The sequence below is a fragment of the Pseudomonadota bacterium genome, from assembly GCA_023229365.1.
In the GTDB taxonomy this organism is placed as follows: Bacteria; Myxococcota_A; Polyangia; order JAAYKL01; family JAAYKL01; genus JALNZK01.
In genome coordinates this window covers 23,900-41,762 of the sequence record JALNZK010000043.1, presented here as the reverse complement: position 1 = coordinate 41,762, position 17,863 = coordinate 23,900, and the positions used below count along the sequence as shown (strand labels likewise).

Genomic DNA, 17,863 nt, shown 5'->3' with positions numbered 1-17,863 from the left:
CACGGACTCCGACACCGATACCGACACGGACACGGACACGGACGATTTCGACATGACGATCGATCTCGACTGCGACGACCCGGTGCCCGGGCCGACGGCGGAAGACACGTGCGATCTGCCGGACTCGGACTGCACGGACGCGGTCTGCTCCGAGCACCTCTGGGCGGGCACGGAGAGCGCGGACGACATCATCGGCAACTACTGCTACCCGGACTGCAGCCCCGAGGAGCCGGACGGCGGCACGCCCGGCGAGTGCGAGGGGACCGCGTCGTACTGCCTGCCGTTCAACACCGAGGAGACGATCGCCGGCTGCGTCCCGCTCGGGCAGCTCAAGGCCGAGTGGGAGGTCAACCTCGTGCCCGCGGACGGCACGCCGGCGGCCGCGGACCAGCACACCTTCCCGATCGCGGAGTCCTTCAACTGCAACGCGGTCGGGTTCACGAGCGCCCTCGGCATGGTCTCGGAGGACGCCGAGCTCGGCGACTCGGCCGTGATCGCGTTCCAGGTCGCGGTCTCGACGGCGCCCCCGAAGATCATCATGCTCCAGGTGATGATCCCCATGGACAGCTTCGTCGCGGGTGCCGACCTCGATCTCGCGGTCGACAACGAGGCGTTCAGCGCCCAGGTGCTGTACGTCGAGCTCCAGAGCATCTTCAACCAGACCGTGACCGCCGCGCAGATCCGCGCCCTGCTCGCGAACGGGAAGATCCACGTCGACGAGGTCGCGGATCCGTGCGCGGGCGCCGACTGCCCGACCTCCAAGGGCACGATGGAGCTCGACTTCCTGATGCTCACCGCGGACCTCGACCCCGCGCTGTTCGCGAAGTGATCCAGGTCACGCCAGCGCGATCACCACGATCGCGGCCACGATGCCGGTGCCGGTGACGAGCAGCTCCTCGTAGAGCGAGAACCGCGGCCTCAGAGCCCGCAGCAGCCGATAGAAGGGCTGGCTCACGGCGAGCGTCGCGAGCGCCAGCGCGGCCGGGTGGAGCGCGAGGCTCGCCTCGACGTCGCCGCGAAGGAGCGCCAGCGCCGCGGTCGTGACGCCGCACAGCGGGCACGGCTGTCCGGTCGCCGCGCGGAAGGGACACGAGGTGAGGAACGCCGCCAGCCGCTCGAGCGTCTCGGGCAGCGCGCCGGCGACCGCGAGCGCCGTCAGGCCGACGACCGCCCAGGCGGCGGCGAAGATCACGAAGAGCGCGAGGTGGACGCCGCGGATCCAGGTCGCGGAGAGGCTCACGGCGTCGCGGCCGGGAGAGGGGGAGGCGGCGCGGGCGGAGGCGCGTTCGGGTCGGGCGGCACGGGCTGCATCGGCTCCATGGGCTGCATGGGCTGCAGCGGTACCGGCTGCAGCGGCACCGCCTGCGGATTCGGCTGGAGCGGCATGGGCGACCGCGACGGGCCGGCTCCCCACCCGGACGGCGGCGGCTGCCACCCCTGTCCCCAGCCGGTGACCGGCTGGCCCGCGCCCATCTCGACTCCGTACCCGGCGATCACGAACCACGCGACGATGATGACGATCGCGAGCGGGTTCAGGATGACCCCGACGATCGCCTTGCCGCGCGGCTGCTTTCGCTTCGAGCGGAGCACGAGGTCGACGACGCCGAGGATCAACCCGATCACCGCCGGCACCGCGGCCCAGAACCCGCACATCGGGACGAAACCGATGACGAGGGAGACGATGCCGATGACCATGGAGGCGACGCCCATGGGCGCATGATAGTGCATGACGCGCTCCGCGAAAAGCGCCGGTCGCTCCCCGGGGCCGCGCCCGGGTTGCGGGTGGGGAATCGTTCGATTATAGTTCGACCCGATGGCCGAAAAGAACCAGATCGAGCCCGGCACCGTCCTCGACGGCAAGTACCGCATCGAGAAGCAGGTCGGCGCCGGCGGCATGGGCGCCGTGTACATGGCGACCCACGTCACCATCGGCCGCCGCGTGGCGATCAAGACGCTGCACGTGGAGTTCGCGGGCGACGCCCAGGTCATCGCGCGGTTCCACCGCGAGGCGCAGCTCGCCGGCTCGATCGGCCACGACAACATCTGCGAGGTGACCGACATCGGCACGCTCGACAACGGCGCGCCGTACCTCGTCATGCCGCTCCTCCAGGGGCGGCCGCTCGCCGATCTCCTCGAGAACAACGAGTCCCTGTCGCTCGAGCGGGTCGCGGACATCGGCTGCCAGACGCTGTCGGCGCTCGAGGCGGCGCACGCGGCCGGGATCGTCCACCGGGACCTCAAGCCGGACAACATCTTCATCACGAAGATGGGCGATCGCCAGGACTTCGTGAAGCTGCTCGACTTCGGCATCTCGAAGGTGCTCGAGCAGGACGAGGTGTCGCAGCTCACCATGACCGGCACGGTGCTCGGCACGCCGTTCTACATGGCGCCCGAGCAGGCCAAGGGGGCGAAGAACCTCGACCACCGCGTCGATATCTACGCGATGGGCGTGATCCTGTACGAGGCGCTGACCGGCAAGCGGCCGTTCGAGGGCGAGACGTACAACGAGATCATGTTCAAGATCATCGCCGAGCCGTTCCCCGCGCCGACGGAGCTCAACCCGTCGGTGCCGCAGTCGGTGGAGCAAGTGATCTTCAAGGCGATGGCCCGCGAGATGGGCGAAAGGTTCGCCACGGCGGGCGAGATGCGCCGCGCGCTCGACGCGGCCGCGCGCGGGCTCGAGGTCGACTTCTCGGCCCGGATATCCGCGGCGCCCACCGTCGCGCGCACGGGCGGCGCGACCGGAAGGACGCCGATGTCCGCGGCGTACACGCCGGCTCCCGGCACCTCGGCTGCCATACCCGTCGCCTCGAACCGAGGCCTCACGATCGGCATCGCGCTGGGCGCGGCGCTGCTCCTCGGCGCGGGCGCGCTCGCGTTCATCCTCCTGGGCGGCGGACTACGGGAGCCGGCCCCAGTCTCCCCGGTGATCGCGGCTCCCGCACCCGCACCCGCGCCCGCGCCCGCGCCGGTCGTCGCGCCGGCGCCGCCGATCGTCGCACCGGCTCTTCCACCGCCCGCCGCAGAGCCCGAGGCCGAGGCCGTGAGCGCGGCCGAGCCCGAAGCCGAAAAGGCCGCGTCGAGCAAGTCGAGCAAGAAGAAGAAGAAGAAGGCGGACGCGGCCGCGGGCTCGACGAGCGCCGCGGCGGCGAGCGGCGGCAAGGCCAACGACACCGTCAAGGGCCGGTTCGGGACGACGTTCGTCGATGACTACGAGTGACAGCACGGCCCGTTCGGACGGCGGCATGATCGACTACGCGGACGCGCTGCGCTCCTCGCTGGAGCGCACCCCGCGAGCGTCGGGTCGCTGCGACGTCCCGCTCTCGGAGGCGCTCGGCCGCGCGCTCGCCGAGGACGTCCGTTCGGACGTCGACGTCCCGCCCTTCGATCGCTCGGCCATGGACGGCTTCGCGGTCCGGGCCGCGGACGTCGCGAACACGCCGATCTCGCTGACCGTTGTCGGCACGGTGCCGGCCGGCGGCGCGCTCGGCCGCCGCATCGGCGCGGGCGAAGCCGCCGCGGTGATGACCGGCGCGCCCGTCCCCGAGGGGTCCGACGCGGTCGTGCAGGTCGAGTGGACATCGGGCTTCGGCGCGGCGGCGGTGACCGTCGAGCGCGCGGTCGCGACGGGCGACAACGTGAGCCCGCGGGGGCAGATCCTCCGCGCCGGCGCAAAGGTGCTGCGCGCGGGGACGGCGATCGGCGTCGAGGAGATATCGCTGCTCGCGGCCGTGGGGTGCGATCCCGTGCCCGCGGGGCCGCTGCCGAGCGTCGCCGTGCTGTCCACGGGCGACGAGCTCGTGCCGCCCTCGGTCGTGCCCGGCCCCTCACAGATCCGCAACGTGAACGGCCCCGCGCTCGCGGCGTTCTGCCGCGGGCTCGGCCTCGAGCCCGCCGTCCTCGGCGTGGTCCCGGACGATCCGCCGTCGATCCGCGAGGCGCTCGCGGTGGCGCTCGAGCACGACGTCGTCCTCATGACCGGTGGGGTGTCCGAGGGCGCGTTCGACTACGTCGAGGACACCCTCGGCGCGGCAGGCGTCGAGATCGGCTTCCGCCGCGTGGCGATCAAGCCCGGCAAGCCGACCGTCTTCGGCACGCGCGGCGGGACGATCCTGTTCGCGCTCCCCGGCAACCCGGCGTCCGCCATGACGGTCGTGCGGATCCTCGTCGAGCCGGCGCTGCGACGGCGGATGGGGTTCGCGACGACGGGGCCGCGCACGATCCGCGCGCGGCTCTCGGCCGATCTCCGCAAGAAGACGGATCGCGCGTGGTTCGTCCGCGGCGAGCTCTCGGCAGGGGATCCGCTCGAGGTGCGCCCGATCGCGGGACACGGCTCCGCGGACATCGCCGGCGCCGCCGTCGGCGACTGCCTCATCCACGCCCCGCGCGAGAAGGCGCTCCTCGAGCGCGGCGCGGCGGTCGACGTCGTCGTCTGGGGGAGGTCGTGGTGACGGCCGACCCGCACGGCCGCCGGATCGACTACCTCCGGCTCTCGGTCACCGATCTGTGCAACCTGCGGTGCACCTACTGCATGCCCGCGGAGGGCGTCCGCAAGATCGACCACGCGCTGATCCTGTCCCTCGAGGAGCTCGCGGAGGTCGCGCGGGCCGCGATCGCGCTCGGCGTGACGAAGGTGCGGATCACGGGCGGCGAGCCGCTCGTCCGGCGCGGGATCCTCTGGCTCCTCCGCGAGCTCGCCGCGACGCCGGGGCTCGCCACGCTCGCGCTCACGACAAACGGCACGCTGCTCGCGGAGCTGGCGCGCCCGCTCGCCGAGGCCGGGGTCAGGCGCGTCAACGTGTCGCTCGACAGCCTGTCGCCCGAGACGTTCGCGGCGGTGACGCGCGGCGGCGACGTGGCGGCGGTCGTGGCCGGGATCGACGCGGCGCTCGCGGCCGGGATGCCCGTGAAGATCAACACGGTGCTGCTCGCCGGGGTGAACACCTCCGAGATCGCCGGGCTCGCTGCGTTCGCGCGCGGGCGCGGCGCGGGCCTCCGGTTCATCGAGCTCATGCCGTTCGAGCGTACGGCGGAGTCGTTCAGCGAGGCCGACGCCCTCGAGGCGCTCCGGGCGGGCGGGGACGAGGTCGCGCCGTTGCCGCAGGAGCCCGGCGAACCGCACGTGCGCCGCTTCGCGCACCGCGGCGCGGTCGTGGGGTTCATCTCGCCCATCACGCGGCCGTTCTGCGGCGCCTGCAACAAGATCCGGCTCACGCCGGACGGCGCCCTGAAGCCGTGCCTCGCCTCGGACGTGTCGGTGGACGTCCGAGCAACGCTCCGCAGGCCCCACGTCGCGGCGGACGTCGAGCGCGCGGTGGCGGAGGCGATCCGCAGGAAGCCCGAGACGGCGCCCTGGAGCGCGCGGAGGGAGATGTGGAAGGTCGGCGGGTGACGACGAGAGGAGACGCGGCATGGGGAAGCTGACGCACGTGGGCGAGGGCGGGGAGGCGCGCATGGTCGACGTCTCGGGCAAGGAGATCACGCGCCGGACGGCGCGCGCGACGGGCTCGGTCTCCATGCGGGAGGAGACGATCGCGGCGCTGCGCGAGGGCCGCGGCCCCAAGGGCGATCCGCTCGAGGCCGCCCGCGTGGCCGGTATCCTCGCGGCCAAGCGCACGGCGGAGCTCGTGCCGCTGTGCCACCCGCTCGCCCTCGAGCACGTCGACGTCGAGGCGACACTCGGGGAGGCGGGGGTCGCGCTCGCATCCTCGATCGTCGTCACGGGGAGGACCGGCGCGGAGATGGAGGCGCTCGTGGCGGTGTCGGTGGCGGCGCTCACCGTCTACGACATGTGCAAGGCGCTCGATCGGGAGATGGTGATCGGCTCGATCCGGCTCGAGGAGAAGACCGGCGGCAGGAGCGGCGCGTACGTGCGGGGGCGCCCGTGAGCGCGCGCGTCGTGAGCGTGTGCACGAGCGCCGCGACCGGGGTCCAGAAGCGGCCGGTGGCCGAGGCGACGGCGCGCGCGGATCACGGCCTCGAGGGGGACGCCCACGCCGGCCCGTGGCACAGGCAGGTGAGCCTGCTCGCGGACGAGAGCGCGGCGAAGATGCGGGCGGCCGGGGCCCGGGTCGGGCCGGGCGACTTCGGCGAGAACGTCCTCACCGTTGGGATCGATCTCGTCGCGCTGCCGTTGGGCGCGGTGCTCGTCGTCGGCGGCGCGCGGCTCGAGGTCACGCAGAAGGGCAAGGAGTGCCACTCCCACTGCGCCATCTTCGACGCCGTGGGCACGTGCGTCATGCCCACCGAGGGGATCTTCTGCCGGGTGCTCGCGGGCGGGCCGATCCGCCCGGGCGATCCGGTGCGCGTCGAGGGGTGAACGACATGGAGAAGATCGCGGCGATCATCGTGGCGAGCGACTCGCGCTCGGACGGGCGGCGGGAGGATCTCACCGGACCCGCGGCCGTCGAGGCGCTCGCCGAGCTCGGCGTCGGCACGATCGAGGTGGCGATCGTGAAGGACGACTTCGACGCGCTCGCGGACAAGCTCGTCGAGCTCGCGGACCGGGGCGACGTGCTCCTCCTGCTCACGTGCGGCGGCACCGGCCTCTCCCCGCGCGACGTGACGCCCGAGGCGACGCTCGAGGTGATCGAGCGCGCGGTGCCCGGCATCCCGCAGCTCCTGCGGCAGCGCGGGCTCGAGGTGACTTCCTTAGCGGCGCTCTCCCGCGGCATCGCCGGGATCCGCGGCGGGACGCTCATCGTGAACCTGCCGGGCAGCCCGCGGGCCGTCCGCGAGAACATCTCGTTCCTCGCGCCCATCCTGCCCCACGCGATCGAGACAGTGGCCGGCCGCGCCGTGGAGTGCGCGGCGCTGCGCAAGAGCTAGCCGAGGAGGCCCCGATGACCGAAGCCAAGACCGTCGCAGACATCATGACCCGCCGCGTAATCTTCCTGCGCGAGGAGGACAACCTCTCGCGGATCGTCGAGGGGATGGAGCACTTCGGGCTGCGCCACCTGCCGGTGCTCGACGGCGACAGGCTCGTCGGCATGGTGACGCACCGCGACATGCTGAAGATCCTGTCGGCCGCCAAGCGGCGCGACGAGTCGACGTTCGTGGCGAGCGTCATGACCCGCGATCCGATCTCCGTCGGGCCGGACACGACGATCGCGGAGGCGGCGCGCATCCTCCTCAAAGCGCGCTTCGGCTGCCTCCCGGTCGTGAACGCGGACGGCAACGTGGTCGGCATCGTCACCGAGCACGACTTCGTCAAGGTTTTGGCGGGGGAACAGGCTTAGTCGCCGATTCCGTTCGACGTCACTGCTTCTGCTCGTCCAGCGCGTCCAGCTGCTTGCCGTTCGGCAGGAGCGTGATCGGCACCTCGGCGCCGGATTTCTTGAGCCTCTTGCGGGCGCACTCCTCGCACTGCGGGCCCCTGCAGTACATGTTGATCCAGATGTTCTTGAGCCCCTCGACCTTGAACCGCGCGAAGATGGGGCAGCCTATGAGGTACTCGCACTCCATGATGGGATCCGCCTTTCCGCTCGAGATGGAAGCTCAGTGTATGAAAACCCTACCGCGGTTTCTCACCGGGGCAACTCAGCGCCGGTAGCGGATCCAGCCGAGCTCGTCGAGCTCCGCCCCGAAGGCTTGGTGAAACGTCGTCAGAATTCCTTCTACGGACAGTCGCTGATCAAGCTGACCCCGCGATCGACGAGCGCCTGGAGGTTGTCGGCTTGGGCCGCACAGTCGAGCGGATTGCCGGATAGGTCCACGTAGTCATCGGCATCGACCTCGGCGTTGGCAACCAGGGCGCCCAGATCGGTGATCTGATTGCTGTTCAAGTACAGGTAGTCCACGTTGGGGAGGGCACCCAGCGGTCCGAGATCCACGACCTGATTGCTCTCGATGTGCAGCGTGTTCAACGACGAGAACGTGCTCAGCGCGGAGATGTCTACGATGCCATTGTCGTTCAGTCTCAGGTAGACGACTGCCGCCAAGCCGTTCAGCGCGCTGATGTCCACAATCTGGTTTCCGTCCACCAACAGAATGGTAAGGGCGGAGTGGTCGCTCAAGGGACCGACATCTATGATTTGATTATTACTCAGCGCCAGGCCCTCCAAGGCAACAAGTCCACTCAGTGAACCGATGTCGACAATCAAATTGTCTTCCAGCCACAGGTGCTGCAGTGCGGCGAGCGAACTCAAGGTGCTGACATCCACTATCTGATTGGACGAAAGGCTCAGAGAGTCGAGGGCAACGAGATCGGCCAGAGCCTCGATGCTCGCAACTTGGTTGGAGGAGAGGTCGAGGGACGTCAGCGTGCCGATCCCGCTCAACGGGGTGATGTCCGTGATCTGATTGTCGAAGAGCGTCAGCACTTGCAGCGTGTCCAATCCTGCAACGCCGCCTATGTCCACGATTGAATTTCCATCGAGTCTGAGATCTACCAAGGCCGTGAGGCCGCTCAGGTCGGGAATCACTGAAATCAAGTTGTCTCTCAAATCGAGGTGCACAAGCGCAGGCAGCCCGCTCAAGGCGCCGAAGTCTCCGACGAGGTTGTGCGACATGCCCAGATAGGTGAGCTCGTTGAGGCCGGAAAGCGGGCTGACGTCCGAGATCTGATTTCCTTCCAACTCCGCAGTTGCCAAGGCGGTCAGGCACTCCGCGCCACCGAGCGAGTCGATGTCTTCGTAATAGGCGTAAATGCTGTCCAGCGCCGCGACGTCTTCCCAAAACAGATCACCTGTCGGTTCATCGATGGCCAACCTCACCGCGTTCTCAAAGTCGGTGTCGCTGAAGCTGAGCACACCTGTGCACCCAGGAGGAGCGTCCGTGTCGGTGTCCGTGTCGGTGTCCGTATCGGTGTCCGTGTCCGCGTCTATATCGCTATCCGTGTCGGTATCGGTGTCTGTATCGGTATCGGTGTCTGCATCCGTGTCGGTATCCGTGTCGGTATCGGCGTCCGTGTCGGTATCGGCGTCGGTGTCGGTGTCGGTGTCGCCGGCGTCGTTGTCGTCCCTCGCATCCTTCGCGCAGCTCGAGAAAAGGACGGCAGGGACAACAAGGACGGCAAGGACGCGGACCAAAAACGCCAGTCGGTGCTCAGTTCTGCTCGTCATCTCTCACCCCCGATGTGGGCTGATGATACCATCGAAACGCCGCACTCTGCGGAACGAGAGTGCATCACCTCGGGCACCGGCCGCGTTCAATTCCACGATTTCATCAGACGCTCGACCTCGGAACGGCGAGAACCCTACGGTGACTCCTCGTCCTCCGGCACAGCGTATTCAAGCTCATGCAGCAAGGAGGGATGTCCTGGGTTACGACGGCCCATACGACATCGAAGCTGATGTCCATGTAGTCGTGCACGATCTTGTTTCGAATTCCCGCCAGCTCGCGCCACGGAATCCCGGGATGCCGCCGCCTGCCGTCCTCGGATACGCATCGCGCCGCCTCTCCGATGACCTGCACGAGGTGGGCGAACGCCAATCTGAGATCTTCGTTGTCGTCGAACGATTCCCGCGTCAGTCCAGCTGTTTTCGCCGACACCTTTCGCGCCATGTCGAGCATGTGCCCGAGATAGACGAGATCATCCTTCGGCGGCATACCGCACCTCCGCGGTCTCGAGGACGCGCTTCCTGAGACGCCGGTTCAGCGCCGGCTCAATGACGAGATCGACCTTCCGCCCGTCGAGCATCTCGGAGATCTCGTCCTCGATGCGGATGATCGCCAAACCCGGCGTATGCCCGGGCTCGAACTCCACGAGCACGTCCACGTCGCTCTCCGGCCCGAACGCCTCGGTGAGCACCGAGCCGAACAGGGAGAGCTTGCGGATGTGGTGCCGCCGGCAAAGCTCGGCGAGCCTATCATCTTGGATTCCTACCGCAGCTTTTCTCATTCGTTTCTCTCCGCTCTCGACTCAGCGTACGGCAGTTCATCGCGAGTCTCAACAACCCTGCCGAAAAGGATCGAAGGGCGGACGCTATCGCCGGTAGCGGATCCAGCCGAGCTCGTCGAGCTCCGCCCCGAGGATGAGCGCGTCGCAGGAGCCCTCCCCGCGGAGGTGACGGAAGAGCTCGAGGAGCGCGCCGACCTGGGAGGTCCCCTGCCCCGGCCCGGCGACCTCGCCGCCGACGGCCCCGCGCAGCCTCTCCCCTCCCGCGCCGGACCGCAGGCGCACGTCCGGCCTCGCCCCCTCGGCCTGGATCCGCGCGAGGATCTCCTGCGCCCGTGCGGGGACATCGTCCGACCGCTCGACCGCCGCCTCGATCGTCCCGAGCGATCGCCCGCCCGGCTCGCGCCCGAGCACGAGCGCCGCGGCGCCCTCCTGAAACCTCTCGGCTTCGAGCTGCGCCGCGAGCGACGCCGCGCCGCAGGCCCGCAGGCGATCGGCCCACGTCGCGTCGACCTCGTCCCCGACGACGACCAGCGCCCTATCGAAGCCGGTGGCCTCGAGCAGGTCGCGCGCCGCGGCGATCGCCGCCTCGGCCGACAGCCACCCCTGGCTCACGGTCACGGACGGCGCGCGGTTCTTGAGACCGATCGTCAGGTGGCCGGCGGGCGCGTTGTGCACGGAGTTCGGCACGAGCGCGGGGCTCACCCGGGCGCCGCGCGTCGCGTGGATCTGCCCCACGAGCTCGAGGCTCGCGCGCAGCTCGCCCATGGCCGTGCCCGCGACCACCGCGACCTCGGACGGATCCGCGACCTGCGCATCTGCGAGCGCGCGCATCGCCGAGACGTACATCAGCCGCGCCACCCGCCCGTAGCGGCGCCGCGCGGCGGGGGAGGCGTACTCCTTGATCGGCACGTCGGGCAGCTCGGCGAGCCCGTCGACGAAGGGCGATCCGTCGCCGATCGCGCAGGCGCCGAACCCGTGGACGAAGAGCCGCGTCATCGCGCCCCTCCGTCCGCGGCCGAGAGGACGAGCGCGCAGTTGTTGCCGCCGAACGCGAACGAACTCGACAGCACGACCGGGTGCTCGGGCAGGTCGACCCCGCCCGGTCCGACGAGCGCGACGTCGCACTCGGGATCCGGGATCGCGGCGCCCAGGTTCTCGAACGCGCGGCGCTCGCGGATCGAGATCACCGCGGCAACCGCCTCGAGCGCGCCCGCGCCGCCGAGCGTGTGCCCGATGAGCCCCTTGCACGACATGACCCACGGCCGCGACGGGAAAAGCCGCGCGATCGCGCGCGCCTCGGCCGCGTCGTTGAGCTTCGTGCCCGTGCCGTGCGCGTTGACGTGGTGCACCTCCTCTTGCCTGCGCCCCGCGTCGGCGAGCGCCCGGCGCATCGCGAGCTCGGCCCCGGCGCCGTCCTCGGGCGGCGCGGTCATGTGGTGCGCGTCGCAGCTCAGGCCCGCGCCCTCGATCTCGGCGAGCGGCGTCCGCCCCTCGGCGACGACGGCGCCCAGCGGCTCGAGGAGGAGGAACGCCGCGCCCTCCCCGAGCGTCAGGCCCGGGCGCCCGGGGCCGAACGGCGTGCACATGAACGCCCCGGTCAGCTCGAGGGCGCTGAAGCTCGCGATCGTCGTCCGGCAGAGCGCGTCGCCTCCCCCCGCGAGGACGGCGCGGCAGCGCCCCGACCGGATCCACGCCGCGCCCAGGGCGATCGCGTTCGCGGAGGACGTGCACGCGGTCGACACGGTCTGTACCGGGCCTTTGAGCCCGAGCTCCCGCGAGACGAGCCGCGCCGGGGAGGCCATGCTCCCGGCCGCACGGTACGAGAAACCGTCCTGTGCGGCGCCGCCGAGGAGCGCGAGCACCACGTCCTCGTTCCGCGACTGTCCGCCCGTGCTCGTGCCGAGCACGAGGCCGTCCGGCTTGGGCGCGCCCCGCCGCGCGCCCGTCGCCGCGCACTCCTGCGCCGCCGCCAGGCACAACGCGCCCGTCGGGCTCTCGGCCGCCTTCCAGCCGCACGTCGCGAACCACGTGGGATCGACCTCGCCCACCACGACGTCGAGCGCGAGATCGATCCGGCGCGGCGGCCCGAACGCCCGCCGGGGCGCCCGCAGCGCCGCCGCGTACGCCGCCGCATCGCTCCCCGCCGCGCTCACCGCGCCCACCGCCGTCACCGCGACCCGCGTCCTCGGCATCTCCACGCTCCCGCCCCGTCACTCGACGGGGAGCTGCCCCGCGGCCGCGCGGCGCGCGAGGTCGTCGACGAGCTCGTTCTCCGGCACGCCCGCGTGCCCCGCGACCTTGCGCAGCTCGACGCGCGGGAACCGCCGCAGCCGCTCCCTGATCTCGGCGACGAGCTCGACGTTCGCCTTGGCCTTCCATCCCTGGGTGAGCACGCCTATCGCGTACGTGCTGTCCGTGTAGACGACGAGCGGCGCCGCGCACCCCGAGAGGATGTCGAGCACCCGCAGGATCGCGGTCAGCTCCGCGACGTTGTTCGTCCCGCGGCCGAGCGGCTCGCCGCGCTGCACGCGCCGGCCGTCCGCCTCGACGATCACGTAGCCGAGCCCGGCCGGGCCCGGGTTGCCGAGGCACGCGCCGTCGGTGTACGCGACGATCGCGCCGGGGATCCGCGCGCCCGGCGCCGGCGCGGCCGCGGCAGGCGCCTTGCGCTTCGGGGCCTTCTTCAAAGGCGGCGCCTCGAAGCGAAGTCCTGAGCTTGCCGAAGGGGGCGCGCCCCCCCCGGCGATCGCGGCGAGGTTCGCCGGCGACGGGTGGTAGACCTGCTCGGCGTCGGGCTTGTAGCGCATCGACGCGCGGCCCTCCCGCACGACAGGCTTCCCCTCGGCGTCCGCCTCGACGAACACCCGGTTTCCCCTGAAGAGCATCTCGACGAGCCGCATCGAGCGGAATGTAGTGACGCGGGCGGGGGGGGGCAACCCCTATTTCTTGCACCCCGATTTCTCGCGGCGCGCCATCGCCGCGGCCGGGTGGAACGGCGCGGCGAGGGCGGCGCCCACGAAACAGCTCTTCGCGAGGCCGAGCTCGCCGGCCTCCTTCGCGAGAAGCCCCCGCGCGAGGAGCGCCCGCGCCCGCTCGTCGGGATCCGTGAGCCTCCCGAGCGCCTCGTCGAGATCCGCCGCCGCGCCCGCCCGATCCCCGGTCCTGTAGCGCCGCACGCCGCGCTCGAGCAGCGCGCTCCCCGCGATCGCGGCCGCGGTGCCGGACCACGGGCAGATCACGAGCGCCAGCCGCGCCCGCGCGATCGCGCGATCGAGCTCCGAGGACGCGTACGCCTCGGCGGCCGCGGCCTCCTCGCCCGAGGAGGCGAGCCGTTCCGCGACGCGCGCCAGGATCGCCGACCGCGCGACGGCCGGGCACCGCCGCGCCGAGAGCAGCCCCCGACGGTCCGGATCCCCGGCCGACGCGAGCGCCTCGGCGAGCACCCGTGCGCCGAGCAGATCCTCCGCCGCCGCGCAGGACGCGCCCCGCACCTCCTCGTCGGCGACGATCCGGGCGACGGTCTCGATCCCGCGCGCCCACCGCGCGCCCGCGATCCGCGGCGCCGCCACGCCGTCGTCGAACCGGGCCGGCGGATCGAGCGGATCGAGCACGACGGCCGTGACCCCGCCGAGGCGCCAGACGATCTCGAGGGTCGCGCCGTCCCGCGGCGGATCGATGCCGAGCAGCGTCGGGAACCGCGGCGCCAGCAGCGGGACGAGGACGCTCGCGCCCACGGCGAGCGCCGCCGCCGCGAGCGCGAAGGCCGCGAGCGCGCGGGGCCAGCGGTTCTTCGAGCGGCGCGTCACACCCGGTCTTGTACCACGAAGCGGCTTTGTGCCGCGTCTTCGAACCGTGTATATTGCTGTCCCATGACGCTCGTGGAGCATACGATCCTCACGGACGTGGGCGACACCTCCGTCAAGTACGCTCAGGGAGGCCGTCCGCTCGTCGAGGAGATCAAGGTCGAGCTGCGCGTCCTCGAGGGGCCGGATGCGGATCGCTCGTTCGTGCTCCCGCGGGCGGGCGCGATCATCGGCACCGGCTCCGACGCCGACTTCCGCCTCACGGATCCGTCCGTTTCGCGCCGCCACGTCAAGCTGACGCCGGTCCCAGAGGGCGTGCACGTCGCCGATCTCGGGAGCACGAACGGGACGCGGCACAAGGGGGAGAAGGTATCCGAGGTCGTCATCCCGCTCGAGTCGTCGCTCTCCATCGGCAAGTCCCGGCTCGACGTCGTGCGGCTGGTGGACCGCCAGCCGCTGCCGCTCTCGAGGCGACGGCGCTTCGGCGAGCTCATCGGCGCGACGGCCCCGATGCGGCAGATCTACGCGCTGCTCGAGCGCGCCTCCGAGGTCGACGTCACGGTGCTCATCGAGGGAGAGACCGGCACGGGCAAGGAGCTCGCCGCGCGGGCAGTGCACGAGAACTCGACGCGGGCGCAGAAGGCGTTCCAGATCGTCGACTGCGGCGCGGTGTCGCCGACCCTCATCGAGGCCGAGCTGTTCGGCCACGTGCGCGGGGCGTTCACGGGCGCGGATCGGGATCGCTCGGGCGCGTTCGAGCTCGCCCACCAGGGCACGCTGTTCTTCGACGAGATCGGCGAGCTGCCTCTCCAGCTCCAGCCGAAGCTGCTCCGAGCGCTCGAGACGCGCGAGGTCCGGAGGATCGGCGGATCGAGCCAGATCCCGGTCGACGTGCGCTTCGTCGCCGCGACCAACCGCAACCTCGCCGACGAGGTCAAGGCCGGGCGGTTCCGGGAGGATCTGTACTACCGCCTGAACGTCTTCCGCGTCGTGATGCCGCCGCTGCGCGAGCACCGCGAGGACATCCCGGTGCTCGTCGGGCACTTCCTCGACTCGCTCGGCGCGCCGCACCTCTCCGGCGAGATGCTCGGGCGAATGGCGCAGCTCGACTGGCCGGGCAACGTGCGGGAGCTGCGCAACGCGGTGCACCGCGCCGTGGTGCTCGCGCGGGGCGACACGGTGCCGCCGCCGCCCGTCGCCGAGCACCCGGAGGAGGCGCCGAGCGCACCGGGCGACTTCTCGGTCACCATCGACGCGACGCGCCCCTTCAAGGACGTCAAGGCGGACATCGTGACCAAGTTCGAGATCGCCTACATCAAGGCCGTGCTCGCGCGCACGGGCGGCAACATCTCGGCCGCGGCGCGGGACTCGGGGATCGACCGCAAGCACATGGAGCGGCTCATCCGCAAGCTCGGCATCGAGACGAAGGCGCGCTGAGCGGCGCGGGGCGCGCCCGGATCAGAGCGGCGTGCCGGACTGGTACTCCTCGGCGACCATCCACCACTCGCCCTTGCGGCGCTCCCAGTGCTGCAGGGTCACCGTGTCGTGCACGACCATCTGATCGTTCCTGTACCAGGTGTACTTGACCGTGAGGATCGCCTTGTCGAGCTTCTTGTCGATCACCGACTGCAGGATCTCGACGCCGCTGACCTGGATCTCGGCGCCCCATCCGGCGTGCAGCTCCCGGAACCCGGGCAGGGCGGCGGGATCGACGCGCGGCAGCACCTCGGCGTCCCGGCCCCATCGCAGCCCCTCGTTGAACGCGAACGCGGTCCGCTGGAGCTTCTCACGCGGGCCCTCGGCGATGCCGCACCCGCACGCGGCGGCCCCGCAGACCAGGACCACCGCGATCGCGGTCGTCGTCGAGCGCGCGTGCCGGCTAAAGGACATCCCGATGACCCCCTAGTCCTCGGCGCACTCGACGAGGACCACCGTGCAGTTGTCGTCGCCGCCCGCGTCGTTCGCGCGCTGGATGAGCGCCGCGGCGATCTTGGCGAGGTCGTCCCGGTGGGCCTTCACGCACCCGAGGATCTGCTCGTCGTCGATCATGCCGTTCAGGCCGTCCGTGCACAGGAGGAAGATGTCGCCCTTCTCGGGGAGCACGGTCTGCACGTCGACGAGCACGGAGTCCTGCATGCCGAGGGCGCGCGTGATGACGTTGCGCGGCAGCTCGGCGAGCTGTTCGGCGGTGAGGTCCGGCGCCGCCCGGAGGTAATCGTTCACGAGGGAGTGATCCATCGTGAGCAGCGAGAGGGAGTCGCCGCGCACCCGGTAGCAGCGCGAGTCGCCGACGTGGGCGATGTGGCAGGCGCCGTGATCGTCGACGCTCAGGATCCCGACGAACGTCGTGCCCATCCCCTGGTGCTCGTCGCTCGAGGATGACTGCTTGAAGATGCGGTTGTTGGCGACCTGGATCGCCGTGATGAGCCTGTTCACGGAGAACGGCAAGTTCGGATCGAACTGGAACGGCCAGGTGATGTCTTCCTTCTCCGTCGCGGTGAAGAACTCCTCGACGGCCTTGACCGCCATCTGCGACGCGACGTCGCCGGCGCGGTGGCCGCCCATGCCGTCCGCCACGACGAAGAGGCTGAATTGAGGGAGAAGGCCGAAGCTGTCCTCGTTGTGCTCGCGCTCTCGCCCGACGTCGGTCAATCCCGCAACCCGGAGGAACCTACCCATTTCGCAAATCCTTCGTCCTGCATCCGCCGACATCCGGATCGCGATGCCTCAGCTTCGCTCCGAAAGCGCGCCGTTGATCGATACCACGGTCATCCTTGACGTCAAAGAACAATGTCACGGGACGATTCCGAGCACGAACAGGAGGCCGAGAACGAGGGCCGCCGTCCCGAGGGCGATGGCGAGCCCGATCAGGAACCCGCGCCGGCCGGTGTGCTCGTCGTCGGCCGAGACGTCGTTGCCCAACCTGACCTCGCCCTCCAGCATCTGGGCCAGGGAGAGCGGCGCGTCCTCGGAGCCGCGCTCGGACCATGCGGCTCCGCCCTGGGCTCGGCCCGCCGGAGCGCCGGACGGTCCCGCCCCGCCGCCGCCCGGATCCGCCGCCCCGTCGATCGCGCCCTCGAATCGATACGGGTTCAGCGGCACCCCGCCGCCCCCGGCGCCGCCGCCGCCCGCCGTGCCGATCCCGCTCCCCGGCTCCTTGGCGTCGAGCGACGCGAACCGGCCCAGCTCCTCCTGGATCAGCTGGTCGATGGTGGACGGTCGGTGCTCCTCGCGCGCCTGCGCCTTCTCGTCCTCGGCCACGAACCGCTCGACGAGCTTGCGCAGGTCGAAGCCGGTCACCTTCAGCCGCTGGGAGAAGAGGAAGTTCGCCAGCTCCTCGGACATCTCGGAGCAGCTCTGGTAGCGGTCCGCCGGCTCGTAGGCGAGCGCCTTGCGCACGATCCCCTCGAGCACCGGGCGCTTCTCGGCGTCGAGCTCGTCGAGCGGCGGGACCTCGGCGCGCCGCACGAGCTCGACCGTCTTGACGTCGTTCTCGCCGAGGAAGAGCCGCTTCCCGACGATCAGCTCGTACAGCATGATCCCGCACGCGAAGATGTCGGCCCGGTGATCCACGTCCCGGCCCCAGGCGGCCTCGGGCGCGAGGTACGCGAACTTTCCCTTCACGACCCCCGGGTCCGTGTGCTCGAGCTGGCTCGTCGCCTTGGCCAGGCCGAAGTCGACGAGCTTCACCTCGCCCTGCCGCGAGAGGAGGATGTTCGGCGGGCTGACGTCCCGGTGGACGATCCCGAGGTTCACGCCGTCCGCGTCCGTGAGCTCGTGGGCGTACGCGAGCCCGCGGCAGATCTCCACCAGGATGGGGATCGCGGGCGGCATCGGCACCCGCCCGCCGTTCTCGCGCATCCACTGCATGAGCCGCTTGAGGTTCGTCCCGTCGACGAACTCCATGACGATGAAGAACGTGCCGCCGGCCTGCCCGATGTCGAACACGTGGACGACGTTGGCGTGCGTCATGCGCAGGCTGAGCCGCGCCTCGTCGAGGAACATCGCGAGGAACTTCTTGTTCTCCACCAGGTGCGGCAGCACGCGCTTGATGGCGACCTTCTTCTTGAACCCCTCGATGCTCTCCGCGACGCCCTGGAACACCTCGGCCATGCCGCCGGCGTCAATCTTTCGGACTACGCGGTATCTGTCCCGACTCGTCATCGCGTGTTGTTGGCCTGCTGGAAATCGCGAGGCGTTCTCAGGGTTTCGAATATGG

The 17,863-nt window shown here is 70.6% G+C and carries 22 protein-coding genes; 9 read left to right on the top strand and 13 right to left on the bottom strand.

Annotated elements, in window-relative coordinates:
* On the top strand, window positions 1-829 hold an 829-nt coding region (locus M0R80_17040; protein ID MCK9461337.1), incomplete at its 5' end, for a hypothetical protein.
* A gap of 6 nt (window positions 830-835) precedes the next feature.
* Here M0R80_17040 and M0R80_17035 read toward each other — a convergent pair.
* Together M0R80_17035 and M0R80_17030 are read right to left on the bottom strand one after the other, a co-directional pair.
* Window positions 836-1,240: a DUF2752 domain-containing protein gene (locus tag M0R80_17035; GenBank protein ID MCK9461336.1), complete on the bottom strand. Its 405-nt coding sequence runs from the start codon at window positions 1,238-1,240 to the stop codon at window positions 836-838.
* Window positions 1,237-1,728, bottom strand: a complete 492-nt coding sequence (locus M0R80_17030; protein ID MCK9461335.1) for a DUF4190 domain-containing protein — start codon at window positions 1,726-1,728, stop codon at window positions 1,237-1,239. The genes M0R80_17035 and M0R80_17030 overlap by 4 nt, the downstream gene beginning before the upstream one ends.
* Window positions 1,729-1,813: 85 nt before the next feature.
* Between M0R80_17030 and M0R80_17025 the strand changes: the two genes are divergently transcribed.
* The 7 genes from M0R80_17025 to M0R80_16995 are packed head-to-tail and all read left to right on the top strand — an operon-like array spanning window position 1,814 to window position 7,238.
* A complete protein-coding gene (locus M0R80_17025) occupies window positions 1,814-3,220 on the top strand; it encodes a serine/threonine protein kinase (protein MCK9461334.1) in 1,407 nt (468 codons plus the stop codon).
* The gene (locus M0R80_17020) at window positions 3,207-4,451 is read left to right on the top strand and encodes a molybdopterin molybdotransferase MoeA (GenBank protein ID MCK9461333.1); all 1,245 of its coding nucleotides are present in this window, start codon (window positions 3,207-3,209) and stop codon (window positions 4,449-4,451) included. The genes M0R80_17025 and M0R80_17020 overlap by 14 nt, the downstream gene beginning before the upstream one ends.
* On the top strand, window positions 4,448-5,392 hold the full coding sequence (gene moaA / locus M0R80_17015; GenBank protein MCK9461332.1) for a GTP 3',8-cyclase MoaA: 945 nt from the start codon (window positions 4,448-4,450) through the stop codon (window positions 5,390-5,392). The genes M0R80_17020 and moaA overlap by 4 nt, the downstream gene beginning before the upstream one ends.
* Before the next feature lie 19 nt (window positions 5,393-5,411).
* The gene (gene moaC / locus M0R80_17010; protein MCK9461331.1) at window positions 5,412-5,888 is read left to right on the top strand and encodes a cyclic pyranopterin monophosphate synthase MoaC; all 477 of its coding nucleotides are present in this window, start codon (window positions 5,412-5,414) and stop codon (window positions 5,886-5,888) included.
* On the top strand, window positions 5,885-6,319 hold the full coding sequence (locus tag M0R80_17005; GenBank protein ID MCK9461330.1) for an MOSC domain-containing protein: 435 nt from the start codon (window positions 5,885-5,887) through the stop codon (window positions 6,317-6,319). The genes moaC and M0R80_17005 overlap by 4 nt, the downstream gene beginning before the upstream one ends.
* Window positions 6,320-6,324: 5 nt before the next feature.
* Window positions 6,325-6,828, top strand: a complete 504-nt coding sequence (locus M0R80_17000; GenBank protein MCK9461329.1) for a MogA/MoaB family molybdenum cofactor biosynthesis protein — start codon at window positions 6,325-6,327, stop codon at window positions 6,826-6,828.
* A gap of 14 nt (window positions 6,829-6,842) precedes the next feature.
* Entirely contained in the window at window positions 6,843-7,238 is a 396-nt protein-coding gene (locus M0R80_16995) for a CBS domain-containing protein (protein ID MCK9461328.1), read from the top strand.
* A 19-nt stretch (window positions 7,239-7,257) separates the two neighbouring features.
* Here the strand turns inward: M0R80_16995 and M0R80_16990 are convergent, their stop codons facing one another.
* The 8 genes from M0R80_16990 to M0R80_16955 form a co-directional block, all read right to left on the bottom strand.
* Complete coding sequence (locus tag M0R80_16990; GenBank protein MCK9461327.1) at window positions 7,258-7,464, bottom strand: hypothetical protein; 207 nt, start codon at window positions 7,462-7,464, stop codon at window positions 7,258-7,260.
* 152 nt (window positions 7,465-7,616) lie between these two features.
* The gene (locus M0R80_16985; GenBank protein MCK9461326.1) at window positions 7,617-9,062 is read right to left on the bottom strand and encodes a leucine-rich repeat domain-containing protein; all 1,446 of its coding nucleotides are present in this window, start codon (window positions 9,060-9,062) and stop codon (window positions 7,617-7,619) included.
* Between the two features lie 103 nt (window positions 9,063-9,165).
* Window positions 9,166-9,549 (bottom strand): DUF86 domain-containing protein, encoded by a 384-nt coding sequence (locus tag M0R80_16980; protein MCK9461325.1) that lies wholly within the window; start codon window positions 9,547-9,549, stop codon window positions 9,166-9,168.
* Entirely contained in the window at window positions 9,533-9,841 is a 309-nt protein-coding gene (locus tag M0R80_16975; protein MCK9461324.1) for a nucleotidyltransferase family protein, read from the bottom strand. Before M0R80_16975 ends, M0R80_16980 begins: the two co-directional genes overlap by 17 nt.
* A gap of 84 nt (window positions 9,842-9,925) precedes the next feature.
* Window positions 9,926-10,837, bottom strand: a complete 912-nt coding sequence (locus M0R80_16970) for a beta-ketoacyl synthase chain length factor (protein ID MCK9461323.1) — start codon at window positions 10,835-10,837, stop codon at window positions 9,926-9,928.
* The gene (locus tag M0R80_16965; protein MCK9461322.1) at window positions 10,834-12,033 is read right to left on the bottom strand and encodes a beta-ketoacyl-[acyl-carrier-protein] synthase family protein; all 1,200 of its coding nucleotides are present in this window, start codon (window positions 12,031-12,033) and stop codon (window positions 10,834-10,836) included. The genes M0R80_16970 and M0R80_16965 overlap by 4 nt, the downstream gene beginning before the upstream one ends.
* An 18-nt stretch (window positions 12,034-12,051) precedes the next feature.
* Window positions 12,052-12,741 carry a ribonuclease HI gene (locus M0R80_16960; GenBank protein MCK9461321.1) on the bottom strand — a complete coding sequence of 230 codons (690 nt, stop codon included), beginning with the start codon at window positions 12,739-12,741 and terminating at the stop codon, window positions 12,052-12,054.
* A 39-nt stretch (window positions 12,742-12,780) separates the two neighbouring features.
* Window positions 12,781-13,647 (bottom strand): hypothetical protein, encoded by an 867-nt coding sequence (locus tag M0R80_16955; GenBank protein ID MCK9461320.1) that lies wholly within the window; start codon window positions 13,645-13,647, stop codon window positions 12,781-12,783.
* Between the two features lie 63 nt (window positions 13,648-13,710).
* Between M0R80_16955 and M0R80_16950 the strand changes: the two genes are divergently transcribed.
* Complete coding sequence (locus tag M0R80_16950; GenBank protein MCK9461319.1) at window positions 13,711-15,081, top strand: sigma 54-interacting transcriptional regulator; 1,371 nt, start codon at window positions 13,711-13,713, stop codon at window positions 15,079-15,081.
* A gap of 21 nt (window positions 15,082-15,102) precedes the next feature.
* Here the strand turns inward: M0R80_16950 and M0R80_16945 are convergent, their stop codons facing one another.
* The 3 genes from M0R80_16945 to M0R80_16935 form a co-directional block, all read right to left on the bottom strand.
* A complete protein-coding gene (locus M0R80_16945) occupies window positions 15,103-15,534 on the bottom strand; it encodes a hypothetical protein (GenBank protein ID MCK9461318.1) in 432 nt (143 codons plus the stop codon).
* A 12-nt stretch (window positions 15,535-15,546) separates the two neighbouring features.
* Complete coding sequence (locus tag M0R80_16940) at window positions 15,547-16,323, bottom strand: Stp1/IreP family PP2C-type Ser/Thr phosphatase (protein MCK9461317.1); 777 nt, start codon at window positions 16,321-16,323, stop codon at window positions 15,547-15,549.
* A 114-nt stretch (window positions 16,324-16,437) separates the two neighbouring features.
* Window positions 16,438-17,757: a serine/threonine protein kinase gene (locus M0R80_16935; GenBank protein MCK9461316.1), complete on the bottom strand. Its 1,320-nt coding sequence runs from the start codon at window positions 17,755-17,757 to the stop codon at window positions 16,438-16,440.
* Window positions 17,758-17,863 lie beyond the last annotated feature (106 nt).

Bases quoted from the DNA above. Each gene is read 5' to 3' on its own strand.
- M0R80_17030 (MCK9461335.1), bottom strand. From the start codon at position 1,728: ATGCACTATCATGCGCCCATGGGCGTCGCCTCCATGGTCATCGGCATC.
- M0R80_17025 (MCK9461334.1), top strand. From the start codon at position 1,814: ATGGCCGAAAAGAACCAGATCGAGCCCGGCACCGTCCTCGACGGCAAG.
- M0R80_17020 (MCK9461333.1), top strand. From the start codon at position 3,207: ATGACTACGAGTGACAGCACGGCCCGTTCGGACGGCGGCATGATCGAC.
- moaC (MCK9461331.1), top strand. From the start codon at position 5,412: ATGGGGAAGCTGACGCACGTGGGCGAGGGCGGGGAGGCGCGCATGGTC.
- M0R80_17000 (MCK9461329.1), top strand. From the start codon at position 6,325: ATGGAGAAGATCGCGGCGATCATCGTGGCGAGCGACTCGCGCTCGGAC.
- M0R80_16995 (MCK9461328.1), top strand. From the start codon at position 6,843: ATGACCGAAGCCAAGACCGTCGCAGACATCATGACCCGCCGCGTAATC.
- M0R80_16990 (MCK9461327.1), bottom strand. From the start codon at position 7,464: ATGGAGTGCGAGTACCTCATAGGCTGCCCCATCTTCGCGCGGTTCAAG.
- M0R80_16985 (MCK9461326.1), bottom strand. From the start codon at position 9,062: ATGACGAGCAGAACTGAGCACCGACTGGCGTTTTTGGTCCGCGTCCTT.
- M0R80_16980 (MCK9461325.1), bottom strand. From the start codon at position 9,549: ATGCCGCCGAAGGATGATCTCGTCTATCTCGGGCACATGCTCGACATG.
- M0R80_16975 (MCK9461324.1), bottom strand. From the start codon at position 9,841: ATGAGAAAAGCTGCGGTAGGAATCCAAGATGATAGGCTCGCCGAGCTT.
- M0R80_16970 (MCK9461323.1), bottom strand. From the start codon at position 10,837: ATGACGCGGCTCTTCGTCCACGGGTTCGGCGCCTGCGCGATCGGCGAC.
- M0R80_16965 (MCK9461322.1), bottom strand. From the start codon at position 12,033: ATGCCGAGGACGCGGGTCGCGGTGACGGCGGTGGGCGCGGTGAGCGCG.
- M0R80_16960 (MCK9461321.1), bottom strand. From the start codon at position 12,741: ATGCGGCTCGTCGAGATGCTCTTCAGGGGAAACCGGGTGTTCGTCGAG.
- M0R80_16950 (MCK9461319.1), top strand. From the start codon at position 13,711: ATGACGCTCGTGGAGCATACGATCCTCACGGACGTGGGCGACACCTCC.
- M0R80_16945 (MCK9461318.1), bottom strand. From the start codon at position 15,534: ATGTCCTTTAGCCGGCACGCGCGCTCGACGACGACCGCGATCGCGGTG.
- M0R80_16940 (MCK9461317.1), bottom strand. From the start codon at position 16,323: ATGGGTAGGTTCCTCCGGGTTGCGGGATTGACCGACGTCGGGCGAGAG.
- M0R80_16935 (MCK9461316.1), bottom strand. From the start codon at position 17,757: ATGGCCGAGGTGTTCCAGGGCGTCGCGGAGAGCATCGAGGGGTTCAAG.